At 72.0% G+C, this 17,481-nt stretch carries 17 protein-coding genes; 2 read left to right on the forward strand and 15 right to left on the reverse strand.

Going from position 1 to position 17,481, the window contains the following annotated elements:
• Positions 1-6: 6 nt before the first annotated feature.
• The 6 genes from ccsB to ACFQ2V_RS04885 form a co-directional block, all read right to left on the reverse strand.
• Positions 7-1,020 (reverse strand): c-type cytochrome biogenesis protein CcsB, encoded by a 1,014-nt coding sequence (gene ccsB / locus ACFQ2V_RS04860; protein WP_386051259.1) that lies wholly within the window; start codon positions 1,018-1,020, stop codon positions 7-9.
• Positions 1,020-2,651, reverse strand: coding sequence for a cytochrome c biogenesis protein ResB (gene resB / locus ACFQ2V_RS04865; RefSeq protein ID WP_386051261.1), 1,632 nt, complete (start codon positions 2,649-2,651; stop codon positions 1,020-1,022). Before resB ends, ccsB begins: the two co-directional genes overlap by 1 nt.
• Before the next feature lie 19 nt (positions 2,652-2,670).
• Positions 2,671-3,414 (reverse strand): cytochrome c biogenesis CcdA family protein, encoded by a 744-nt coding sequence (locus tag ACFQ2V_RS04870; protein ID WP_386051263.1) that lies wholly within the window; start codon positions 3,412-3,414, stop codon positions 2,671-2,673.
• 5 nt (positions 3,415-3,419) lie between these two features.
• Positions 3,420-4,034 (reverse strand): TlpA family protein disulfide reductase, encoded by a 615-nt coding sequence (locus tag ACFQ2V_RS04875; protein ID WP_386051264.1) that lies wholly within the window; start codon positions 4,032-4,034, stop codon positions 3,420-3,422.
• Positions 4,034-4,702, reverse strand: coding sequence for a histidine phosphatase family protein (locus tag ACFQ2V_RS04880; RefSeq protein WP_386051266.1), 669 nt, complete (start codon positions 4,700-4,702; stop codon positions 4,034-4,036). The genes ACFQ2V_RS04875 and ACFQ2V_RS04880 overlap by 1 nt, the downstream gene beginning before the upstream one ends.
• Positions 4,703-4,915: 213 nt before the next feature.
• Positions 4,916-6,562, reverse strand: a complete 1,647-nt coding sequence (locus tag ACFQ2V_RS04885) for an HNH endonuclease signature motif containing protein (RefSeq protein ID WP_386051268.1) — start codon at positions 6,560-6,562, stop codon at positions 4,916-4,918.
• 93 nt (positions 6,563-6,655) lie between these two features.
• Here ACFQ2V_RS04885 and ACFQ2V_RS04890 point away from each other — a divergent pair, with 93 nt between their 5' ends.
• A complete protein-coding gene (locus ACFQ2V_RS04890) occupies positions 6,656-7,273 on the forward strand; it encodes a LysE family transporter (RefSeq protein ID WP_386051270.1) in 618 nt (205 codons plus the stop codon).
• Positions 7,274-7,354: 81 nt separating this feature from the next.
• Here the strand turns inward: ACFQ2V_RS04890 and ACFQ2V_RS04895 are convergent, their stop codons facing one another.
• From ACFQ2V_RS04895 to ACFQ2V_RS04935, 9 genes are all read right to left on the reverse strand, one after another.
• Positions 7,355-7,975, reverse strand: coding sequence for an antibiotic biosynthesis monooxygenase (locus ACFQ2V_RS04895; protein ID WP_386051271.1), 621 nt, complete (start codon positions 7,973-7,975; stop codon positions 7,355-7,357).
• A 294-nt stretch (positions 7,976-8,269) separates the two neighbouring features.
• A complete protein-coding gene (gene hemL / locus ACFQ2V_RS04900; protein WP_386051272.1) occupies positions 8,270-9,607 on the reverse strand; it encodes a glutamate-1-semialdehyde 2,1-aminomutase in 1,338 nt (445 codons plus the stop codon).
• A 58-nt stretch (positions 9,608-9,665) separates the two neighbouring features.
• Positions 9,666-10,151, reverse strand: a complete 486-nt coding sequence (locus ACFQ2V_RS04905; protein ID WP_386051273.1) for a MarR family winged helix-turn-helix transcriptional regulator — start codon at positions 10,149-10,151, stop codon at positions 9,666-9,668.
• 35 nt (positions 10,152-10,186) lie between these two features.
• Positions 10,187-11,152 carry a porphobilinogen synthase gene (gene hemB, locus ACFQ2V_RS04910; protein ID WP_386051275.1) on the reverse strand — a complete coding sequence of 322 codons (966 nt, stop codon included), beginning with the start codon at positions 11,150-11,152 and terminating at the stop codon, positions 10,187-10,189.
• Positions 11,153-11,163: 11 nt separating this feature from the next.
• Complete coding sequence (locus ACFQ2V_RS04915) at positions 11,164-12,813, reverse strand: bifunctional uroporphyrinogen-III C-methyltransferase/uroporphyrinogen-III synthase (protein WP_386051277.1); 1,650 nt, start codon at positions 12,811-12,813, stop codon at positions 11,164-11,166.
• A complete protein-coding gene (hemC, locus tag ACFQ2V_RS04920; RefSeq protein ID WP_386051278.1) occupies positions 12,810-13,778 on the reverse strand; it encodes a hydroxymethylbilane synthase in 969 nt (322 codons plus the stop codon). Before hemC ends, ACFQ2V_RS04915 begins: the two co-directional genes overlap by 4 nt.
• Complete coding sequence (gene hemA / locus ACFQ2V_RS04925) at positions 13,775-15,157, reverse strand: glutamyl-tRNA reductase (RefSeq protein ID WP_386051280.1); 1,383 nt, start codon at positions 15,155-15,157, stop codon at positions 13,775-13,777. The genes hemC and hemA overlap by 4 nt, the downstream gene beginning before the upstream one ends.
• Positions 15,154-15,837: a redox-sensing transcriptional repressor Rex gene (locus tag ACFQ2V_RS04930; RefSeq protein ID WP_386051282.1), complete on the reverse strand. Its 684-nt coding sequence runs from the start codon at positions 15,835-15,837 to the stop codon at positions 15,154-15,156. Before ACFQ2V_RS04930 ends, hemA begins: the two co-directional genes overlap by 4 nt.
• Before the next feature lie 189 nt (positions 15,838-16,026).
• Positions 16,027-16,290, reverse strand: coding sequence for a glutaredoxin family protein (locus ACFQ2V_RS04935; RefSeq protein ID WP_386051284.1), 264 nt, complete (start codon positions 16,288-16,290; stop codon positions 16,027-16,029).
• 151 nt (positions 16,291-16,441) lie between these two features.
• On the opposite strand from ACFQ2V_RS04935, the gene ACFQ2V_RS04940 reads away from it, so the two are divergent.
• Positions 16,442-17,224, forward strand: coding sequence for an RNA polymerase sigma factor (locus ACFQ2V_RS04940; protein WP_386051286.1), 783 nt, complete (start codon positions 16,442-16,444; stop codon positions 17,222-17,224).
• Positions 17,225-17,481 lie beyond the last annotated feature (257 nt).

The raw sequence follows: 17,481 nt of genomic DNA on the forward strand, positions 1-17,481 counted from the left end.
AGACCCTCAGCTCATGCCCGAGTAGTTGTGCATTCCGACGAACGTCGACACGAGGTTCACCAGCGTGAAGTTGATGATCACCGCGGCGTAGCCGGCCAGCGCGATGTACATCGACTTGCGGGGGTCCACACCGGCAGTTGCCCGGCCGTGCATGTAGGCGGCGTAGACCGTCCAGATGACGAAGGTCCACACCTCCTTGGGGTCCCACTGCCAGTAGGCGCCCCACGCCTGCTTCGCCCAGATCGCGCCCGCGATGAGCGTGAACGTCCAGAGGATGAAGCCGACCATGTTGAGGCTGTATGCCGTCCGCTCCAGTGCCGCTGCCGACGGCAGCGACTCCATGAAGCCGGGTCGGGCAGGCGGCTTCTCCTCGCGGCGCACGCGCACGAGGTAGAGAAGTCCGACCGCGAAAGCGAGGGTGAAGAACGCGACCGCGAGGAACGCGACGGAGACGTGGATACCGAGCCAGTACGACTTGAGGGCCGGCATGAGCTCGCCGGCCTCGGTGTAGAGCACGGCGAGCGACAGGCCGAGCACGAGCAGGATGGGGGTGACGATGAAGACGCCGAGCCACTCCCACCTGTTGCGCCGGGCAAGCGCGCTGTAGGCGACGCCGACTGCCGCAGAAGCAGCGGTCGCGAACTCGAACATGTTGCCCCAGGGCGGGCGGGACACCGCGATGCCGCGCATCAGCACGGAGGCGACGAGCAGCGCCGTCGCGAGGTAGGTGAGCATCAGCGCGATGCTGCCCCGCTGCCGGCTGCGCAGGCTCTCCTCGAACCCCGGGCCGGCGGCATACGTGGTGGGCGACCGACGCTCGGCCGACACGGGCGCGCCGGACCCGGCCCCTGCGCCGACGAGCGCGCGCTCCGCGACCGACGACTCGGCGGCGACCTTGGACTCGGCCACCTTGGGCGCTCGCGCGGCGACGTGCCACGTGAAGGCGAGCATGGCGAGCGTGTAGACGATCATCGACGCGTACAGCGCGACGTTGGCGTTGGCGGCGAGCGAGGTGGGCACTAGCTGTCGGTCCGTTCTGGAAGGCGGTCGGGCGCGGCGGTGGCGGTCGCGGTGTCGATCGCGGTGACGATGCCGGTCACGATCGCTGCCAGCCCGGGGTCGGAGTCCTTGGAGAGGCCACCGATGGTCACCACGGTAGCCGGTGCTGCTGAGGGATCCCCAGCGGTCGCAGGACGCACGCGCACGAAGACGCGGCGGCGCTTGATCGTGAGGCCGAGGATCAGCCCCAGCGTGGCGAGGATGGCGCTGACCAGGCTGATCGGCGCCCCGGGGTCGGTGCGCACCGACAGCCCGGCGAAACGCTTGACGCTGTCGAAGGTGATCGAACCTCGCTCACCGGGCAGCTTGTAGGTCTGCCCGGGCTTGAGGCGGACCAGCGCCGGCGAGCCGTCGGCCTTGGTCACCTGCTTCATCTCGTCGGTGTTCAGGGTGTAGACCGACTGGGGCGCGCCGCCGGGGAAGAGGTTGCCCTCCCAGACCGACAGGGCCAGCTCGGGGTTCTTCGTGTCGGGGAAGACCGAGGCCGGCCCGTTTGCGAACGTCGGCTCGGCGGTGGGCAGGAAGAAGCCCGTGAAGCCGAGCTGCTTGGGTGACGCGGACGGCACCTTGATGACGCCGACCGAGCGGTAGTTGCCGTCCTGCGGCAGGAAGGGCGTCGCCTCGCGGTAGAGCACCGTGCCCTTGGCGTCGCGCACGGTGACGACCGGCGTGTAGCCGTTGCCGAGCAGGAAGATGTCGGCGCCGTCGACGGCGATCGGGTGGTTGACGGAGACGGTCTCCTGGCTCGCCTCGGAGCCGGGATCGCGCTGCAGCCGGGTCTGCGCCTCGAAGAGGCGCGGCTGCCCGAAGCCGCGGCCGGGCGTCTCGTTGAACTCGACGTCGAGCTTGTCGAGCGAGAGCACGAAGGGAGGCAGGGACTCGGTGTCGACCCACGGGCCGGGCGAGATGGTGTTGTAGGTGCCCGCCGACGACGCGAACTTGTCGCCCTCGGCCAGGATGATGTCGCCGCGCCAGCCGAACACGTGGCCGACGGCCATGCCGACGATGATGCCCGTCAGCGCTAGGTGGAAGAGCAGGTTGCCGCTCTCGCGGAGGTAGCCGGACTCGCCGGAGAGGCTCACTCCGTCGTGGGAGTGGAGGCGGAAATGCTTGCGCCGCAGAGCAACACGGGCGGCCTCGAGCGCCTCGCCGGGAGACAGCGACGTGGTCAGCTCGGCGTGCTCGTCGAGTCGGTGCAGCCTCGCCGGGGCCTTCGGGGGACGCGCCCGCAAGGCCGCCACGTGCACCTTGGTGCGCGGCACGATGCAGCCGACGAGGGAGATGAAGAGCAGCAGGTAGATCGCGGAGAACCACACCGAGGCGTAGACGTCGAAGAAGCCGAGCCGGTCGAGCCACGGGCTCGTCGTGGGGTTCTGGGCGATGTAGTCGGCGACCCGGCCGGCGTCGATGTTGCGCTGCGGGAAGATCGAGCCGGGCACGGCGGCGATGGAGAGCAGCAGCAACAGGAACAGCGCGGTGCGCATGCTCGTCAGCTGGCGCCATCCCCACCGCAGCAGGCCGAGTGGGCCGAGCTCGGGCAGCGCGGGCTCCGGGCGCTGGGTGGCGCCCTTGCCCGCCCTTCGCTGCCTCACGGGTGCGTCGGTCGCCATCTCAGATCGCCACCTGGAAGCCGTTGACGAGACGCACCTGCAGCCAGACCACGACGGTCTCCCACACGCCGGTCAGCATGAGCAGGCCGACGACGACGAGCAGCAGGCCGCCGACGGTCTGGAGCACACGGCGGCGGCGTCGCAGCCAGTCGCTCGCACGCCCGGCCCGCTCCCAGAGTGCGGCCATGAGGACGAAGGGCAGCCCGAGCCCGATCGAGTAGACCGCCGCGAGCGCGAGCCCCCGGCCGATCGAGCCGGACTCGGCCGAGATCGGGGCCGCCATCGCCTGGATCGCCCCGAGGGTCGGGCCCATGCACGGCGACCAGCCGACGGCGAACGCGGCGCCGAGCAACGGCGCGCCCGCGAGCCCCGCCCGCGGTCGCCAGCGCACCGGCACGGCATACGAGCGGCCGACGCCGAGGAAGAGCACGCCCATGACGAGCACGACGCCGCCGCCCGCCCGGAGCAGGGTGCTCTGGTGCTCGCGGAACGCGAGGCCGACGGCCGAGACGGCCGCGGCCGCGATGAGGAAAACGACCGTGAAGCCCAGCACGAAGAGCAGCGCGCCGACGACCAGCCGCCCACGCGAGCGCTTCTCGAGCGACACGTCGGACAGGCCGGTGACGTAGCCGAGGAAGCCGGGCACGAGCGGCAGCACGCAGGGCGACGCGAACGAGACGAAGCCGGCCACGAGAGCGACGGCCGCCGCGACGAGCAGCGAGCCAGTGGCGATCTCGGAGCCCACGGGACTCAGGCCTTCCCGGTGAGGACGTCGTCGACCAGACCCAGCAGGGTCGTCGTCGAGACGGGCCCGGAGACCCGGGCGGCGATGCGGCCCTCGCCGTCGAGGACGAGGGTGGTCGGGGTCGCCGAGGCCTTGCCCTGGAGGGCGAGCAGCGGCACACCGCCGTCAAAGGCGAGCGAGGGGTAGGTGACCTTGTTGGCCGTCTGGAAGGCGAGTCCGGTCTCGGGGCTCTCGAGCTTGTCGAGACCGATGAACTCGACCTTCTTGCCCTTGGCCCGGACGGACTCCCACGCCTTCTGCAGGGCCGGGGTCTCCTCGATGCACGGCGGGCACCACGAGCCCCAGACGTTGACGACGAGCACCGTTCCGGCGCGGTCGGCGATGTCCCACGGCTTGCCCTCGAGAGTGGTGCCGCTGAGGCGCACCGGCTCGCCGCGGTCGGCGGCGGGCACCTGCTCGATAGAGCCGTCGCCCGCGACGTAGCCCTTGCGGTCACCCGAGCGGGCCTGGTCGGCGACCGAGTTCGGGTCGGACGAGCACGCCGCGGCGAAGGTCGCGAGGCCCCCGGCCATGGCGACGGCGCCCCACCGCAGTGCGGTGCGTCGGTCGACGTGCTCCATCAGGCGCCCACGCTTTTGCTGGCCCGCGCGAGCAGCGCTGCGGCCGGCTCGGAGTACGAGATCGAGGCGAGCTCGTCGCCCCGGTAGGTCAGTGACGTGAGCGAGGCCAGGGTGCACTCGCGCTTGCGAGGGTCGTGCCAGAGGCGTCGCCCCTCGAGCTTGTTGCGCACGGTCCAGACGGGCAGCTGGTGGCTCACCACGACGGCCTCGTGACCGCGTGCCGCGTCACGGGCGTCGGCGATGGCGGAGAGCATGCGGGTCGCGATGTCCTCGTAGGGCTCGCCCCACGAGGGCTTCGTGACGTCACGGAAGAGGTGCCAGTTGCGCGGGTGGAACAGCTCGCCGGCGCTCGTGCCGCGGCCTTCGAACCGGTTCTCGGACTCGATGACACGGGCGTCGGTGTGGACCTCGACGCCGTGACCGGCCGCGATCGGGGCTGCGGTCTCCTGCGCCCGCTCGAGCGGCGACGCGACGACGTAGGTGATGTCGTTGGTCTCGAGGTGGGCCGCGACGAGGCGGGCCATCTCGCTGCCGAGGCCGGAGAGGTGGAAGCCGTCCAGGCGCCCGTAGAGCACCCCGCTCGGGTTGTGGACCTCGCCATGTCGCATCAGGTGCACGACCGTGAGGTCGTCGGCGCGCGCCGCCGCCCCGTCCGTGCTCTGACCCATGGGCGACAGTCTCTCAAACCTCCTGCTCAGGACCGAATCCGCACCCGCTCCTGTGCACCCCCTGTGACCCGTTCCACGAAGCGAGCTGCGGCGCGCTCTACTGGCGCGTCAGCGACGCGGCGGGAGGCGGAGGCCCGTGGGCGGGCGTCGACAGCTACCGAGACCCGGACATTCCGCTGGCCCCGCCCGGCTCGGGCGGGGTGTGGGGCGGGGTCATCTGGTGTGCCAGGTGACGCCGAATGCGGTGACGGTCGCGGTGAGGTCGTGCTGGTGGACGTGGGTGTGGTGCCGGGGGCACAGCAGTGCCGCGTTGGTGAGGTCGGTCCGGCCGCCGCGGTGCCACGGGATGACGTGGTGGGCGTCGCACCAGGTCGGCGGCACGGTGCAGCCGTCGAAGCTGCACCCTCTGTCGCGGGCGATGAGGGCGAGGCGTTGGCTGGAGGTGAACAGCCGTTGGCTGCGGCCGACGTCGAGCGGGGCGCCGTCGCGGCCGAGGACCATCGGGATGATCTCGGCGTCGCACGCCATGCGGCGCACCACGCTCGGTGAGAGGACCTCACCGGTGAGTGTCGTTCCCGCGCCCTTCACGGCGGTGGAGTCGGTGAGGTCGTCGACGAGGGTGTCGTGGTCGATGAGGACGACGACCTTGGCCTTGTCGGTGACCGGGACACCGTGTGCGGCGGCGACGCCGCGCTGCACGATGGTCAGGAGGGCGTCCATCCGCCGGCGGGCCGGGGTGCGCTCGTCGGGGGCGATGGTGCGGCCCGCCTCGTCCTTGTCGGGTGTCGGGGCAGCCAGGGGGTCGATGGCGGCCTTGAGGACCGCGGCGCCTTCGGGGTCGAGCATCCCGCGCAGGCCGACCATGCCGGTCGCGGTCGGCGGGGTGAACCAGAGCCCGCGCGCCTGGCGGCGGCCGTGGTCGAGGCGGTCCTCGTCGCGGGGTGGGCGGACCTGTTCGGTGTGGTGCCGCGCGAGCCGGGCCAGCTCCTCGGGCCGCAACTGCGCTGCTTGGTCGGTGAGGTCGGCGATGGCCGTGGTGAGGTCGTCGGGGTCGGCGACCGGGGCGACGCGGGTGTCGAAGTCGATGATCTGGGCGGCGTTGTCGACGGTGACCTGCTGGGTCGCCACGAGCATCCGCAGCCGCGCCCAACGCGCCTGCGCGAGGGCCGTGCCGACGGTGACGAACGCCTTGGCCTGCGCGGCGGTCAGGCTCGGGTCATGGCAGCGGAGCCAGTCGATGCGGGAGAGACCGTCGGGCGCCTCGACACCACGGGAGACGAGCTCGGACACGATCGTGACGAGGGTGACCTCCAGCGCGCGGCGTTCACGCGCGACCCGCTCGGCCGCCGCGACCAAAGCGTCCTCGGCGTGCGAGCCCAGACCGATCCCGAGGCTGGCCTCGAGCTCGATGGCCTGCCGGTTGTCATCTTTGTCATCGCACCCGTCGGGTCCGTCGAACGCGCTGTCACTCCCCCGTGGCGTAATGGCTCGGGCGGTCACGCGGCCTTCGATGCGAGCCTCGACCGACGCGATCCAGGCGGGGTCGTTGACCATCCGCTCGTAGCCCGCAGCATCCAGCCAGCGGACGTCGAGCAGGTCGATCGACTCCAGCTCCTCCACCGGCACACCCGCCCACGGCCCCCGAGGACCGCCCGAAGGCCGCACCTCCGGCGCCAGCCGCCGCGCCCGGACCCCGCCACGAACCGACGACGCGAAGGGTTCGGACGACGCAGACGGCATACGCCCGGAGAACCGCAGCTGGAACCCGCGCTCGGACGCACCGCCCGTGGCGCGCTGTCGCGCCTCGAGGTCGGTGAGCCGGCTCCTCAGGAGCTCGAGCGTCGACGGTTCCGGGTCCATGAGTCGAACATATCTTCGACCACCGACAGTGGCTGCCGACTCCCTCCCGGACGCCGCAGCGATCAACGGCGCGGCCGACCTACACTCCGGACCGTGTCGTGGTCACTCTGGTTCACCCTCGTCGCCGCCGGTGCGCTGATCTCGTTCACGCCGGGCGCCGGCGCGATCAACACCATGGCCAACTCCCTCGGCTCGGGGTGGACCCGGTCGATCTGGGGCATCCTCGGGCAGCAGGTCGCCCTGCTGGCGCACATCGCCGTCGTGGCGGCCGGCGTCGGCGTGCTCGTAGCCGGGTCTCCCCTGCTCTTCAACGTCATCCGTTACGCCGGCGCCGCCTACCTCGTGTTCCTCGGCGTGCGGCAGTACCGCTCCAGGGCCGCTGCGGCACGGGTCGGGGAGCTGCGACGTGAGCCGGCCTGGTCGATGTTCCGCCGCGGGCTGCTCGTCAACCTCACCAACCCGAAGGCAGTCGTCTTCTTCCTCGCCTTCACGCCGCAGTTCATCCGCCCCGAGCAGCCCCTGCTGACGCAGTACGCCGTGCTGGCCGCGACCGTCGTGGTGATCGACGTCGTCGTCATGTGGTTCTTCTTCGCAGCGGCGGCCCGCGGACTCGGTCGCCTGACGCAGCGCGAGTCGGGGCAGCGCACCCTCAACCGCGTCTTCGGCGGCCTCTTCGTCGGCGTCGGCGTCCTGCTCGCGGCCGTCCACTAGGCGCACGCCCAACCCGTGGCACGGCGATGGCGCCACCCGTCGGGGTGACGCCATCTGGGTCACTTCTTGGGTCGGACGCGGTCAGACCATCTCGGGGACGTCGAGGTGCGCGATGGCGAGCGCGAACTCGCCGACCTCCATGATGCGCGTGCCCGTGTCGGCCGCGAGGTCGGCGCGCAGGCCCATGGCCGCGTTGCGGGTCGTCATCATCGCCTCGGTCGAGTCGTAGGTCACCGTGACGCAGGCTCGCCCCGAGGCGCGGTCGACGAACATGCTTGCGCTGCAGAAGCCCTCGAACTCCTCGACGTGGGGCATGATCCCCATCCGGAACGCGTCCATGACGCGGTCGATCGAGTCGGGGTCGGACTCCGTCCACGTGATGCGGGCGCAGCACCCGTCGGCGGCTCGGTGGTCGCGGTGCAGGTAGGCGATCTCCCACTCGTCCACGGTCGCCTCGCCGCCCAGCAGCTCGGCGGCCTGGGTGCGCAGCGGCTCGACCAGGGAGGCCGTCGCGCGCATCGCCTCCTCGTCGCGCCACGCGGTCGTCACGATGCAGCGGCCGCTCGTGCGGTCGGCGACCATGGACAGCCCGACGCACCCGTCCATCGCCCTGACCTTGGGCATCACCACGTCCTGGACGTGCGCGATTCCGGTCTCGATCATGCCGGGACGGCCCATGACCGTCGTGGAACGTGCGTGCACGGCCCACCTCCCTCGCTCGAGGCGGCACCCGGACGGCGCCGCCGTCACCGTCCAGACTCCTCCCCCGGGCCCGCGCCGACAATGCCCCCGCGGGCGTATGCCGTGTGGCCGGGCCGCATGGGCAGGCCGCGCGGCCGGGCCCGTGTGGCCGCCGTGTGACCGTGCCCGTGCGGTCGGGCCCCTGGGCTGGGCTCCTGTCGCATCCACTGACCCGACGCTCCAACCGTCGAGGGCCACAGCTGGCCCCCTCTTGACCATCGAGTGGCCACGAGTGGCCAGCTGACGTCCGTCCGCTCAGTCGGGCGTCGCCGCGGCGCGGGCCGCGGTCGGCAGCGCCCCGATGACGTGCTCGACCGCCTCGTCGTCGTGCGACGCCGACACGAACCATGCCTCGAACGCGCTCGGCGGCAGGTGGACGCCCTGGCCGAGCATCGAGTGGAAGAACCGGCGGAAGGCGGCGGTGTCCTGGTCCTTCGCCTCGTCGTAGCTCGTCACGGCGCCGTCGCGGAAGAAGACGGAGAACATCGAGCCGGCCCACTGGATGGTGTGCGGCACCGAGGCGGCCGTGAGCTCGTTCGCGACCGCGTCGGCGATGGCGTGCGCCACCGTGTCGAGCCGCTCGTAGACGGCCGGGGTGCAGCCCTGCAGGGTCGCGAGGCCGGCGGCGGACGCGACCGGGTTACCGGACAGCGTGCCGGCCTGGTAGACGGGCCCCTGAGGCGCGAGCAGCGCCATGACGTCGGCCCGGCCACCGAAGGCCGCGGTGGGGAACCCGCCACCCATCACCTTGCCGAAGGTGAACAGGTCGGGCGCCCCTGCGGCATACGGCCCCTCGAGTCCGTAGAAGCCGGAGGCGCTGCAGCGGAAGCCGGTCATGACCTCGTCGGAGACGAGCAGCGCGCCGTGCTGCTTCGTCAGGCGCAGCAGTCCCTCGGTGAAGCCGGGGTCGGGCGGCACGACGCCCATGTTGCCCGGGGCGGCCTCGGTGATGACGGCGGCGATCTCGTGGCCGCGCTCGGCGAACGCCGCCTCGACCGCGGAGAGGTCGTTGTAGGGCAGCACGATGGTCTCGCCGGCGCTGGAGCGCGGCACGCCCGCGGAGTCGGGCAGCGCGAACGTGGCTATGCCCGACCCCGCCGACGCGAGCAGGGCGTCGACGTGGCCGTGGTAGCAGCCCGCGAACTTCACGATCACGTCGCGTCCGGTGAAGCCACGCGCGAGGCGGATGGCCGACATGGTGGCCTCGGTGCCGGAGTTGACGAGGCGCACCTGCTCGACCGGCTCGACCCTCGCGACGATCTCCTCGGCCAGGCGAACCTCGTTCTCAGAGGGCGTGCCGAACGAGAAGCCTTGCGCAGCAGCATGGTTCACGGCCGCGAGCACGTCGGGGTGCGCGTGCCCGAGGATCATGGGGCCCCACGAGCAGATGAGGTCGACGTAGCGCTTGCCGTCGGCGTCGGTGAGCCACGGGCCCGATCCGCTCGCCATGAAGCGCGGCGTGCCGCCGACGGCGCGGAAGGCACGGACCGGCGAGTTGACGCCGCCCGGGATCACCTGGCTGGCGCGCGCGAGAAGGGCTGCCGACGCGGGTGCGTCCTCGGCGGTCTGGACGGGGAGGGGCTGCGAGCTCATGGCCCCATCCTGCCAACTCGGGCGTAGGCGTACGCCGTGGGCCCGTCGCACCACGAGGTCAAGAACCGCTGACGCCCTCGGGATCGAGGTGGTCGCGCACGATCGCCATGGCATCGCCGATGGCGGAGAACTGCGTCGGCGTCATGATGTCGACGAGGTTGTCGCGCACGCTCTGCACGTGCACGCGGGCGATCTCGCCGACTGCGGTCAGGCCACCGGTCGTCAGCACGAGCTCGACGCCGCGCCTGTCGTCGGCGCACTGCTCGCGCGTGACCCAGCCGCGGTCCTCGAGGCGCTTCGCGGTGTGCGTGAGCCGGCTGCGGGACTGGACGACCATCGCCGCGAGCTCGGACATGCGGAGCCGGTGGTTCGGGCTCTCGGACAGCATCGAGATGATCTCGTACTCGCTCAGCTGCAGGCCGGCGTCACCGAGCGCGTCGTCGAGCGCGCGCTCGAGCAGACGGGTGCCCCGCAGGATGGCACGCCAGGACGCCTGCTCCGCGTCACTGAGCCACTGCACGCCGTCATCCCCTGTACCTGCCATGTCAACCTCCTGCGACGTACCAGATGGTAGTGGTCTCAGGCGATCCAGTCCGGCACGTCAAGGGCGAAGTACGTGAGGATGACCTGCGCCCCCGCACGGCGGATCGAGGTCAGCGACTCGAGGGCGGCGGCGCGCAGGTCGATCCAGCCGTTCGCTGCCGCGGCCTGGATCATGGAGTACTCACCCGACACCTGGTAGGCGGCCACCGGCACGGACGAACGCTCGGCGGCGGCCGCGACGACGTCGAGGTAGGACATGGCCGGCTTGACCATCACCATGTCGGCGCCCTCGGCGATGTCGAGGTCGATCTCGCGCAGCGACTCGACGAGGTTGGCGGGATCCTGCTGGTAGGTGCGCCGGTCGCCCTGCAGGCTCGACTGCACGGCCTCGCGGAACGGCCCGAAGAACGCGGAGGCGTACTTCGCGGCATACGCGAGGACGACCGTGTCGGTCAGGCCCTCGGCGTCGAGCGCCTCGCGGATGACGGCGACCTGACCGTCCATCATCCCGCTCGGTGCGACCACGTGCGCTCCGGCACGCGCCTGCGCGACGGCCATCTGGGCGTACAGCTCGTTGGTGGCGTCGTTGTCGACCCGGCCGTGCTCGTCGAGGACGCCGCAGTGCCCGTGGTCGGTGAACTCGTCGAGGCACGTGTCGGCCATGACGACGAGGTCGTCGCCGATGGCCTCACGCACCGCGCGCAGGGCGACGTTGAGGATGCCGTCGGGGTCGATCGCGCCCGAGCCGGTGGCGTCCTTCTCGAGCGGCACGCCGAAGAGCATGATGCCGCCCAGGCCCCGGGCCACGCACCGGCGCGCCACGTCGACGACGCCCTCGAGCGTGTGCTGCTCGACCCCGGGCATGCTCGTGATCGGCCGCGGCTCGGTCAGGCCCTCGCCCACGAAGACCGGGAGCACGAGGTCGCGCGGGTGCAGCCGGGTCTCCGCGACGAGGGAACGCAGGACCGCGTTCTGCCGGAGCCGACGGGGACGCTCGATCATCACGCAGCCCGTCAGCGGGCGCGGCGGCGGGAGGCCGGACGCTTGTCGCTGGGTCGCTGGACGGGCTGGCCCGCCTCCGCCGCGGCGACGGCGAGGCCGACGCCGTGGCCGGCGAGGGCGTCGACGAGGCTGAGGGCAGAGGCCTCGGGTGCCAGCACGTCGACACGCAGGCCGTGCTCCTGCGCCGTCTTGGCCGTGGCCGGACCGATGCAGGCGACCACCGTTGCGGCGTGGGGCTTTCCGGCGATGCCGACGAGGTTGCGCACCGTCGAGCTCGACGTGAACAGCACGGCGTCGTAGTCGCCGCCCTTGATCGCGTCGCGGATCGAGGCGGCCGGCGGGGCGGCGCGCACGGTGCGGTAGGCGGTGACGTCGTCGACCTCCCAGCCCATCTCCCGCAGCCCGGCGACGAGCGTCTCGGTGGCGATGTCGGCGCGGGGCAGCAGGACGCGGTTGATCGGGTCGAGCACCTCGTCGAACTCGGGCCACACCTCGAGCAGGCCCGCGGCCGAGTGCTCGCCGGTGGGCACGAGATCGGGGTTGATGCCCCACTCGCGCAGCGCGTCGGCGGTGACGCCACCGACGGCGGCGACCTTGAGCCCGGCGAAGGCGCGGGCGTCGAGACCGAACTCCTCGAAGCGCTCACGCACGGCACGCACCGCGTTGACCGAGGTGAAGCCGATCCACTCGTAGCGGCCGGTGACGAGGCCCTTGACGGCCTTCTCCATCTGCTGGGGCGTGCGCGGCGGCTCGACCGAGATGGTCGGGACGACGTCGGCGGTGGCCCCGTAGGAGGCGAGACGGTCGACCATCGGGCCCGCCTGGGCCTGGGTGCGCGGAACGAGCACCTTCCAGCCGAAGAGCGGCTTGTTCTCGAACCACGAGAACTCCTCGCGCAGCCCGACGTTCGGCGACACCACGGCGAGGGAGACCTCGAGGGGCTCCTTGCCTGCGAACACCGAGTCCACCGCGCCCAGGGTCGTCGCGACGGACGACTGGCGCACGGTGGTGCCGTTGGCCGAGAGGGCGACGAGGGACTCTGCGGGACGACCGGCGGCGAGCAGGGCGGCCAGCGCGGTCCGGACGCCGTCGGTGCCGCCGAGCAGGACGAGCGTGTCGCCGTCTGCGGTGTAGGCCGACCAGTCGACGCTCGAGCGGTCGACGCCGACGACGTGCACCGCACCGGTCGACTTCGAGGTCAGCGGGACACCGGCGTACGTGGGCCCGGCGGTCAGCGCGGACACACCCGGCACGACGTCGAAGGTGATGCCGGCCTTGCGGCAGGCGCGCACCTCCTCGACGAGACCGTTGAACGTCGCGGGGTCACCGTCCATGAGGCGCACGACGAGACCGTTCGGGCCGACCGACTTCGCGGCCTTGACCACGAGCTTGGCACGCACGGCATGGGTCAGCTCCTGGCCCTGCTCGCCGTGGCCGGCGTCGATGATCTCGACGTCGGGCCGGGCGTGCTCGAGCACGACGTCGTCGCGTGCGATCCGGTCGGTCACGACGACGTCGGCGGCGGCGAGCAGGTCGCGACCGCGGAGCGTCATCAGGCCGGGGTCACCGGGACCGGACCCGACGAAGGCGACACGAGCAGGAGTCGTCGCGTGGGTGGGAGTCGAGACCGTCTGCTCTGACGGCTGGCGGGAAGGAGTCACGAAACTTGCTCCGGTTGGTGTGGGGCGTGGTCTGGTGCGGGTCCAGCTGACGGTGTGACCTGGAGGTCGGCGGCGCCGTCCTCGAGGAGGATGTGGGCCAGGCGCGAGCCGAGGGCCTCGGGCTCGTCGTAGGGGCCGACGAGCGACCGGCGCAGCTCGACGGAGCCGTCCTCGCTGCCGACGAAGGCGCGGAGGGAGAGCTCCAGGCCGTCGTCGCCCTCGACGACCTCGGCGAGCGCCCCGATGGGGGCGGTGCACCCGGCCTCGAGGGAGGCGAGGAGCGACCGCTCGGCGAGGACGCACGCGCGGGTGTCTGCGTCGTCGAGCGCCGAGACCGCCGCGACGACGTCGGCCCGGTCGGACCGGCACTCGACGGCGAGCGCACCCTGCCCTGGCGCGGGCAGCACCTGGATCGGGTCGATGACCTCGGTCGCCTCGTCGAGACGGTCGAGCCGCGAGAGGCCGGCTCGGGCGAGGACGACGGCGTCGAGCTTGCCGGAGGTGACGAAACCGATTCTCGTGTCGACGTTGCCGCGGATCGGGCGGATGTCGAGGCCGAGCCCCAGTGCCGCCAGCTGTGCCGTGCGTCGCGGCGAGCCGGTGCCGACCACCGAGCCGGGAGGCAGCTCACCGAGGGTGAGCTTGTCGCGGGCGACGAGGACGTCACGGCTGTCCTCGCGCACCGGCACGGCGGCGACGACGAGCCCCGGCTCGGGCGTGGTGGGGAGGTCCTTGAGCGAGTGAACGGCGACGTCGATGCGCCCGTCGAGCAGAGCGTGGCGGATCGCGGCGGCGAACACGCCGGTGCCGCCGATCGCGGTGAGCAGCTCGCCCGAGACGTCGCCCTCGGTCGTGATCTCCACGAGCTCGACCTCGTGGCCGGCCTCGCGCAGGCGGTCGGCCACCCAGCCGGACTGGGTGGTGGCCAGGGCCGAGCGGCGGGTGCCGAGACGCAGGGCGGTCATGACTTCCCTCGCTTCGGCGGCGTCGACACGTTGGCGACGTCCTTGGGCTCGAGGTCGAACAGCTCGCGCAGGGCGGCGGCGTAGTCGTCGCCGCTACCCTCCATCGCGAACTCCTTGACGCGCTTGGTGGGCGTGTGGAGCAGCTTCTCGACGATGCGGTGCACGGCGAGAGCGACCTCCGCCCTGCTCGCCTCGTCGAGGCTGGGCAGGCGCTGGTCGAGGCGGTCCATCTCGGACGCGACGAGGTCGGCCGCCCGGGCGCGGAGCGCGGCCACCGTTGGCGCCACGGACTTCTCCATGCGCCGGGTGAGGTAGTCGGCCACCTCGCCCGTGACCAGGTCGCGCACGCGCACCACCTGCGTGGTGTCGGCGCGGCCCTCGAGGAGCAGGCCGAGGGTCTGCAGGTCGATGAGCGTGACGCCGGGCACGGGCTGCCGCCAGGTCTCGACCGGCTCGACGTCGCGCGGCAGGGCGAGGTCGACGACGACCTGCGGGCGACCGTCGCGCCGGGCGGCGCCGGCCGCGAGCAGGTCGGCCGTGATCACGTGGCCGACGGCGCCGGTGCAGGTGATGACGAGGTCGCTCTCGGCGACGACGTCACTGAGGTCGCTCCACAGACGTGGAGTACCCGACGTGGCCTCGGCGAGACGTTCGGCGCGCTCGAGGGTGCGGTTGACGATGGTGAGCGACCGGACGCCCGCCCGAGCCGCCGTCGCCGCCGCGAGACCGCTCATGCCACCCGCACCGATGACGGCCGCGTCGACTGCCTCGAGCGAACCCAGCACCGCGGCCGCCTCCTCGAGTGCGATCTGCACGAGCGACACGCTGTGCTGGTCGATGTCGGTGTCGGTGTGGGCGCGCTTGCCGACCCGCAGCGCATGCTGGAACAGCGCGTTGAGGGTCTCGCCCACCTGGCCGCGCTCCTGGGCACCGGCGAGGGCGTCACGCATCTGGCCGAGCACCTGCGCCTCGCCGACCGCCATCGAGTCGAGGCCGCAGGCGACGGTGAAGGCGTGGGCGACGGCCGCGTCGTCGTAGCGGACGTAGAGGTGGTCAGCGAGCGCCTCGGCGCGCGCGGCCAGGGCGTCGGCAGGGTCGCCGGGCGGCAGGTCGGTGGGCTCACGCAGGCCCTCGGGCTCCTCGATGCCGGCGGCGAGGGCGAGCGCCTCGCCGATGGCGGCAACGGCCGGGTGGAAGGCCGGAACCGAGGCGTAGACCTCGAGCCGGTTGCACGTGGAGAGCACGACGGCCTCGGTGACCGTGGCCGACCCGAGCACCGAAGAGCCGATGGCGGCTGCCCGGTCGGGGCGCTCGGACAGCGCCTCGAGCACCGACAGGGGCGCGGTGTGGTGGGACAGTCCGATGACGAGCAGGCTCACGGGGCGACCACCGCCGATCGGAGGTCTCCCGCGGCGAGCGACTTGCGCTGGGCGTGGAAGGCGAGGATCTGCAGTTCCGTGGAGAGGTCGACGCGGCGTACGTCGACGCCGTCGGGCACCGAGAGGACTGCCGGTGCGAAGTTGAGGATCGAGCTGATGCCCGCGCCGACCAGGGCGTCGCAGACTGCCTGCGCGGCGGGCGCAGGCGTCGCGATGACACCGATCGCGATGGGGTCGACCTGGTGGTGGTCGACGAGCTCGCGCAGGGGGCGGATGCGCACCCCGACGACCCGCTCGTCGGCCAGGGCCGGGTCGTCGTCGTAGAGGCCGACGATGCGGAAACCCTTGGTGACGAATCCGGAGTAGGAGGCGAGCGCGTGCCCGAGGTTGCCCATACCGACGATCGCGACGGGCCAGTCCTCGGTGAGCCCCAGCGCCCGGGAGATCTCGAGCGCGAGCGTCTCGACGTCGTAGCCGACACCACGCACGCCGTAGGAGCCGAGGTGGCTGAGGTCCTTGCGCAGCTGCGCGGAGCGCACTCCGACCTCGGCAGCGAGCTCTTCGGACGAGACCGACAGGACGCCGTCCTCAGCGAGGCGCGAGAGCGTGCGAAGGTACTCGGGGAGCCGCGCGACGGTCGCGTCGGGGATCTCTCGACGCAGTGCAGGGTCGGCGGACACGCTTGCTCACCGGCTCCTCTCAGCGAGGCGTCCGGGCCGGAGGCGGGCCGAACGCGGAGCACGTGGGGACCTGTTCAGGCTAGACGTTTGTGAAGCCATGCACAAAGTTGACTTTCGGCGGCTTACCACGGCATGGGACGCGCTCTCGAGGCAGGTCGTGGTCGACGGGGCCCCGGCCGCCCGACCTGGTCAGCGCAGGGCCGCGCGCAGCCGGGCCTCGTCGACCCGCCAGAAGTCGTGGCGGCGGCCGTCGACGAAGGTCACGGGGATCTGCTCGGCGTAGCGGTGCAACAGCTCGGGGTCGTCGTCGATCGACTGCTCGGACCACTCGACGCCGAGCTCCGAGGTCACGCGGGCCACGATCTCGCGGGCCTCGTCGCACAGGTGGCAGCCGGGGCGACCGAGCAGGACCACTCGCGGCACGTCCTCGGCTGCGGGCTGCTCGCTCGTCATGCTCCCCACTCTAGGCGCGGCGGTCTCCCCCGGGGCCGCGCCACCTGCATGGTTGGGACGCATGGGGCGAGAGCGTACCGGTGAGTAGGTCGTGCACCACAAAAGCAGATCGAACTCCCAGACGGCCCTCCGTTCCGACAGACTGTCCCCAATGCGCTCGAACAGGACGTCGGCCCGCCGACTCGGCCCTGTCTCCGCGCCGCGGACGGTCCCGGCGATGGTGTCGGTCCCGCCTGCCCTCGCACGGTCGCTGCCGACGTGGCGGTCGGCCCTCGACGCCCTCTGGGCCTCGCTCGCCAACGAGAGCGCGGCGCACGTCGACGTCGGTCCGACCCCGCCGGGGTCGATCGGCCCCCGCCACCTGCACCCCGAGCGCGACGCCGCCGACCAGGCCCGGATCGCGGCGCTCGTCGAGCTGGCCCAGGGCGGCGACAAGGAGGCCTTCGCCCAGCTCTACGACAGCTACGTCGACACGGTCTTCCGCTACGTCCTCGTGCGGGTGGCCAACCGGTCCCTCGCCGAGGACCTCACGTCCGAGACCTTCCTGCGGGCCATGCGACGCATCGACTCGTTCACCTGGCAGGGCAAGGACATCGCGGCGTGGTTCGTCACGATCGCCCGCAACCTCATCGCCGACCACGTGAAGTCCGCGAAGTTCCGCTTCGAGGTGGCGACCGCCGACATGCGCGACGCCGACGAGCGCGTCGACGCCCCCGATGCCGAGGTCCTCACCCGGCTGCGCGACGAACGGCTGGTCGAGGCGATCAAGGGCCTCGGGCCCGACCAGGCCGAGTGCATCACCCTGCGCTTCCTCCAGGGCCTCAGTCTCGCCGACACCGCCAAGGTGATCGGCAAGTCCGAGGGGGCGGTCAAGCAGCTCCAGCTCCGCGCCACCCGCGCCCTGCGCAAGTCGCTCGAAGGAGTCGAGCTGTGAACCCCGTAACCCCACTGCCACCCGCGTCGTTCTCTCGACGTAGGGACGGTGCGTGTGGGCCCGGACCAACGCTCGGCGCGCCGACCGGCGCGACCGTGGATCGCGTGAACGCAGGCGGCTCGATGGCAGCGACGATGGTGCCGGAGCCCCTGACGAACAACCTGCACCACCCACCCCTTGCCGTTACACCTGAGGTATGCCGTGCCGCGGCAGGCCTGCTCGGGCCCCCGGGTCCCGCGCCCGGCCACCGCTCGCCG

The organism is Terrabacter terrigena, assembly GCF_042676085.1.
In the GTDB taxonomy this organism is placed as follows: Bacteria; Actinomycetota; Actinomycetes; order Actinomycetales; family Dermatophilaceae; genus Terrabacter; species Terrabacter terrigena.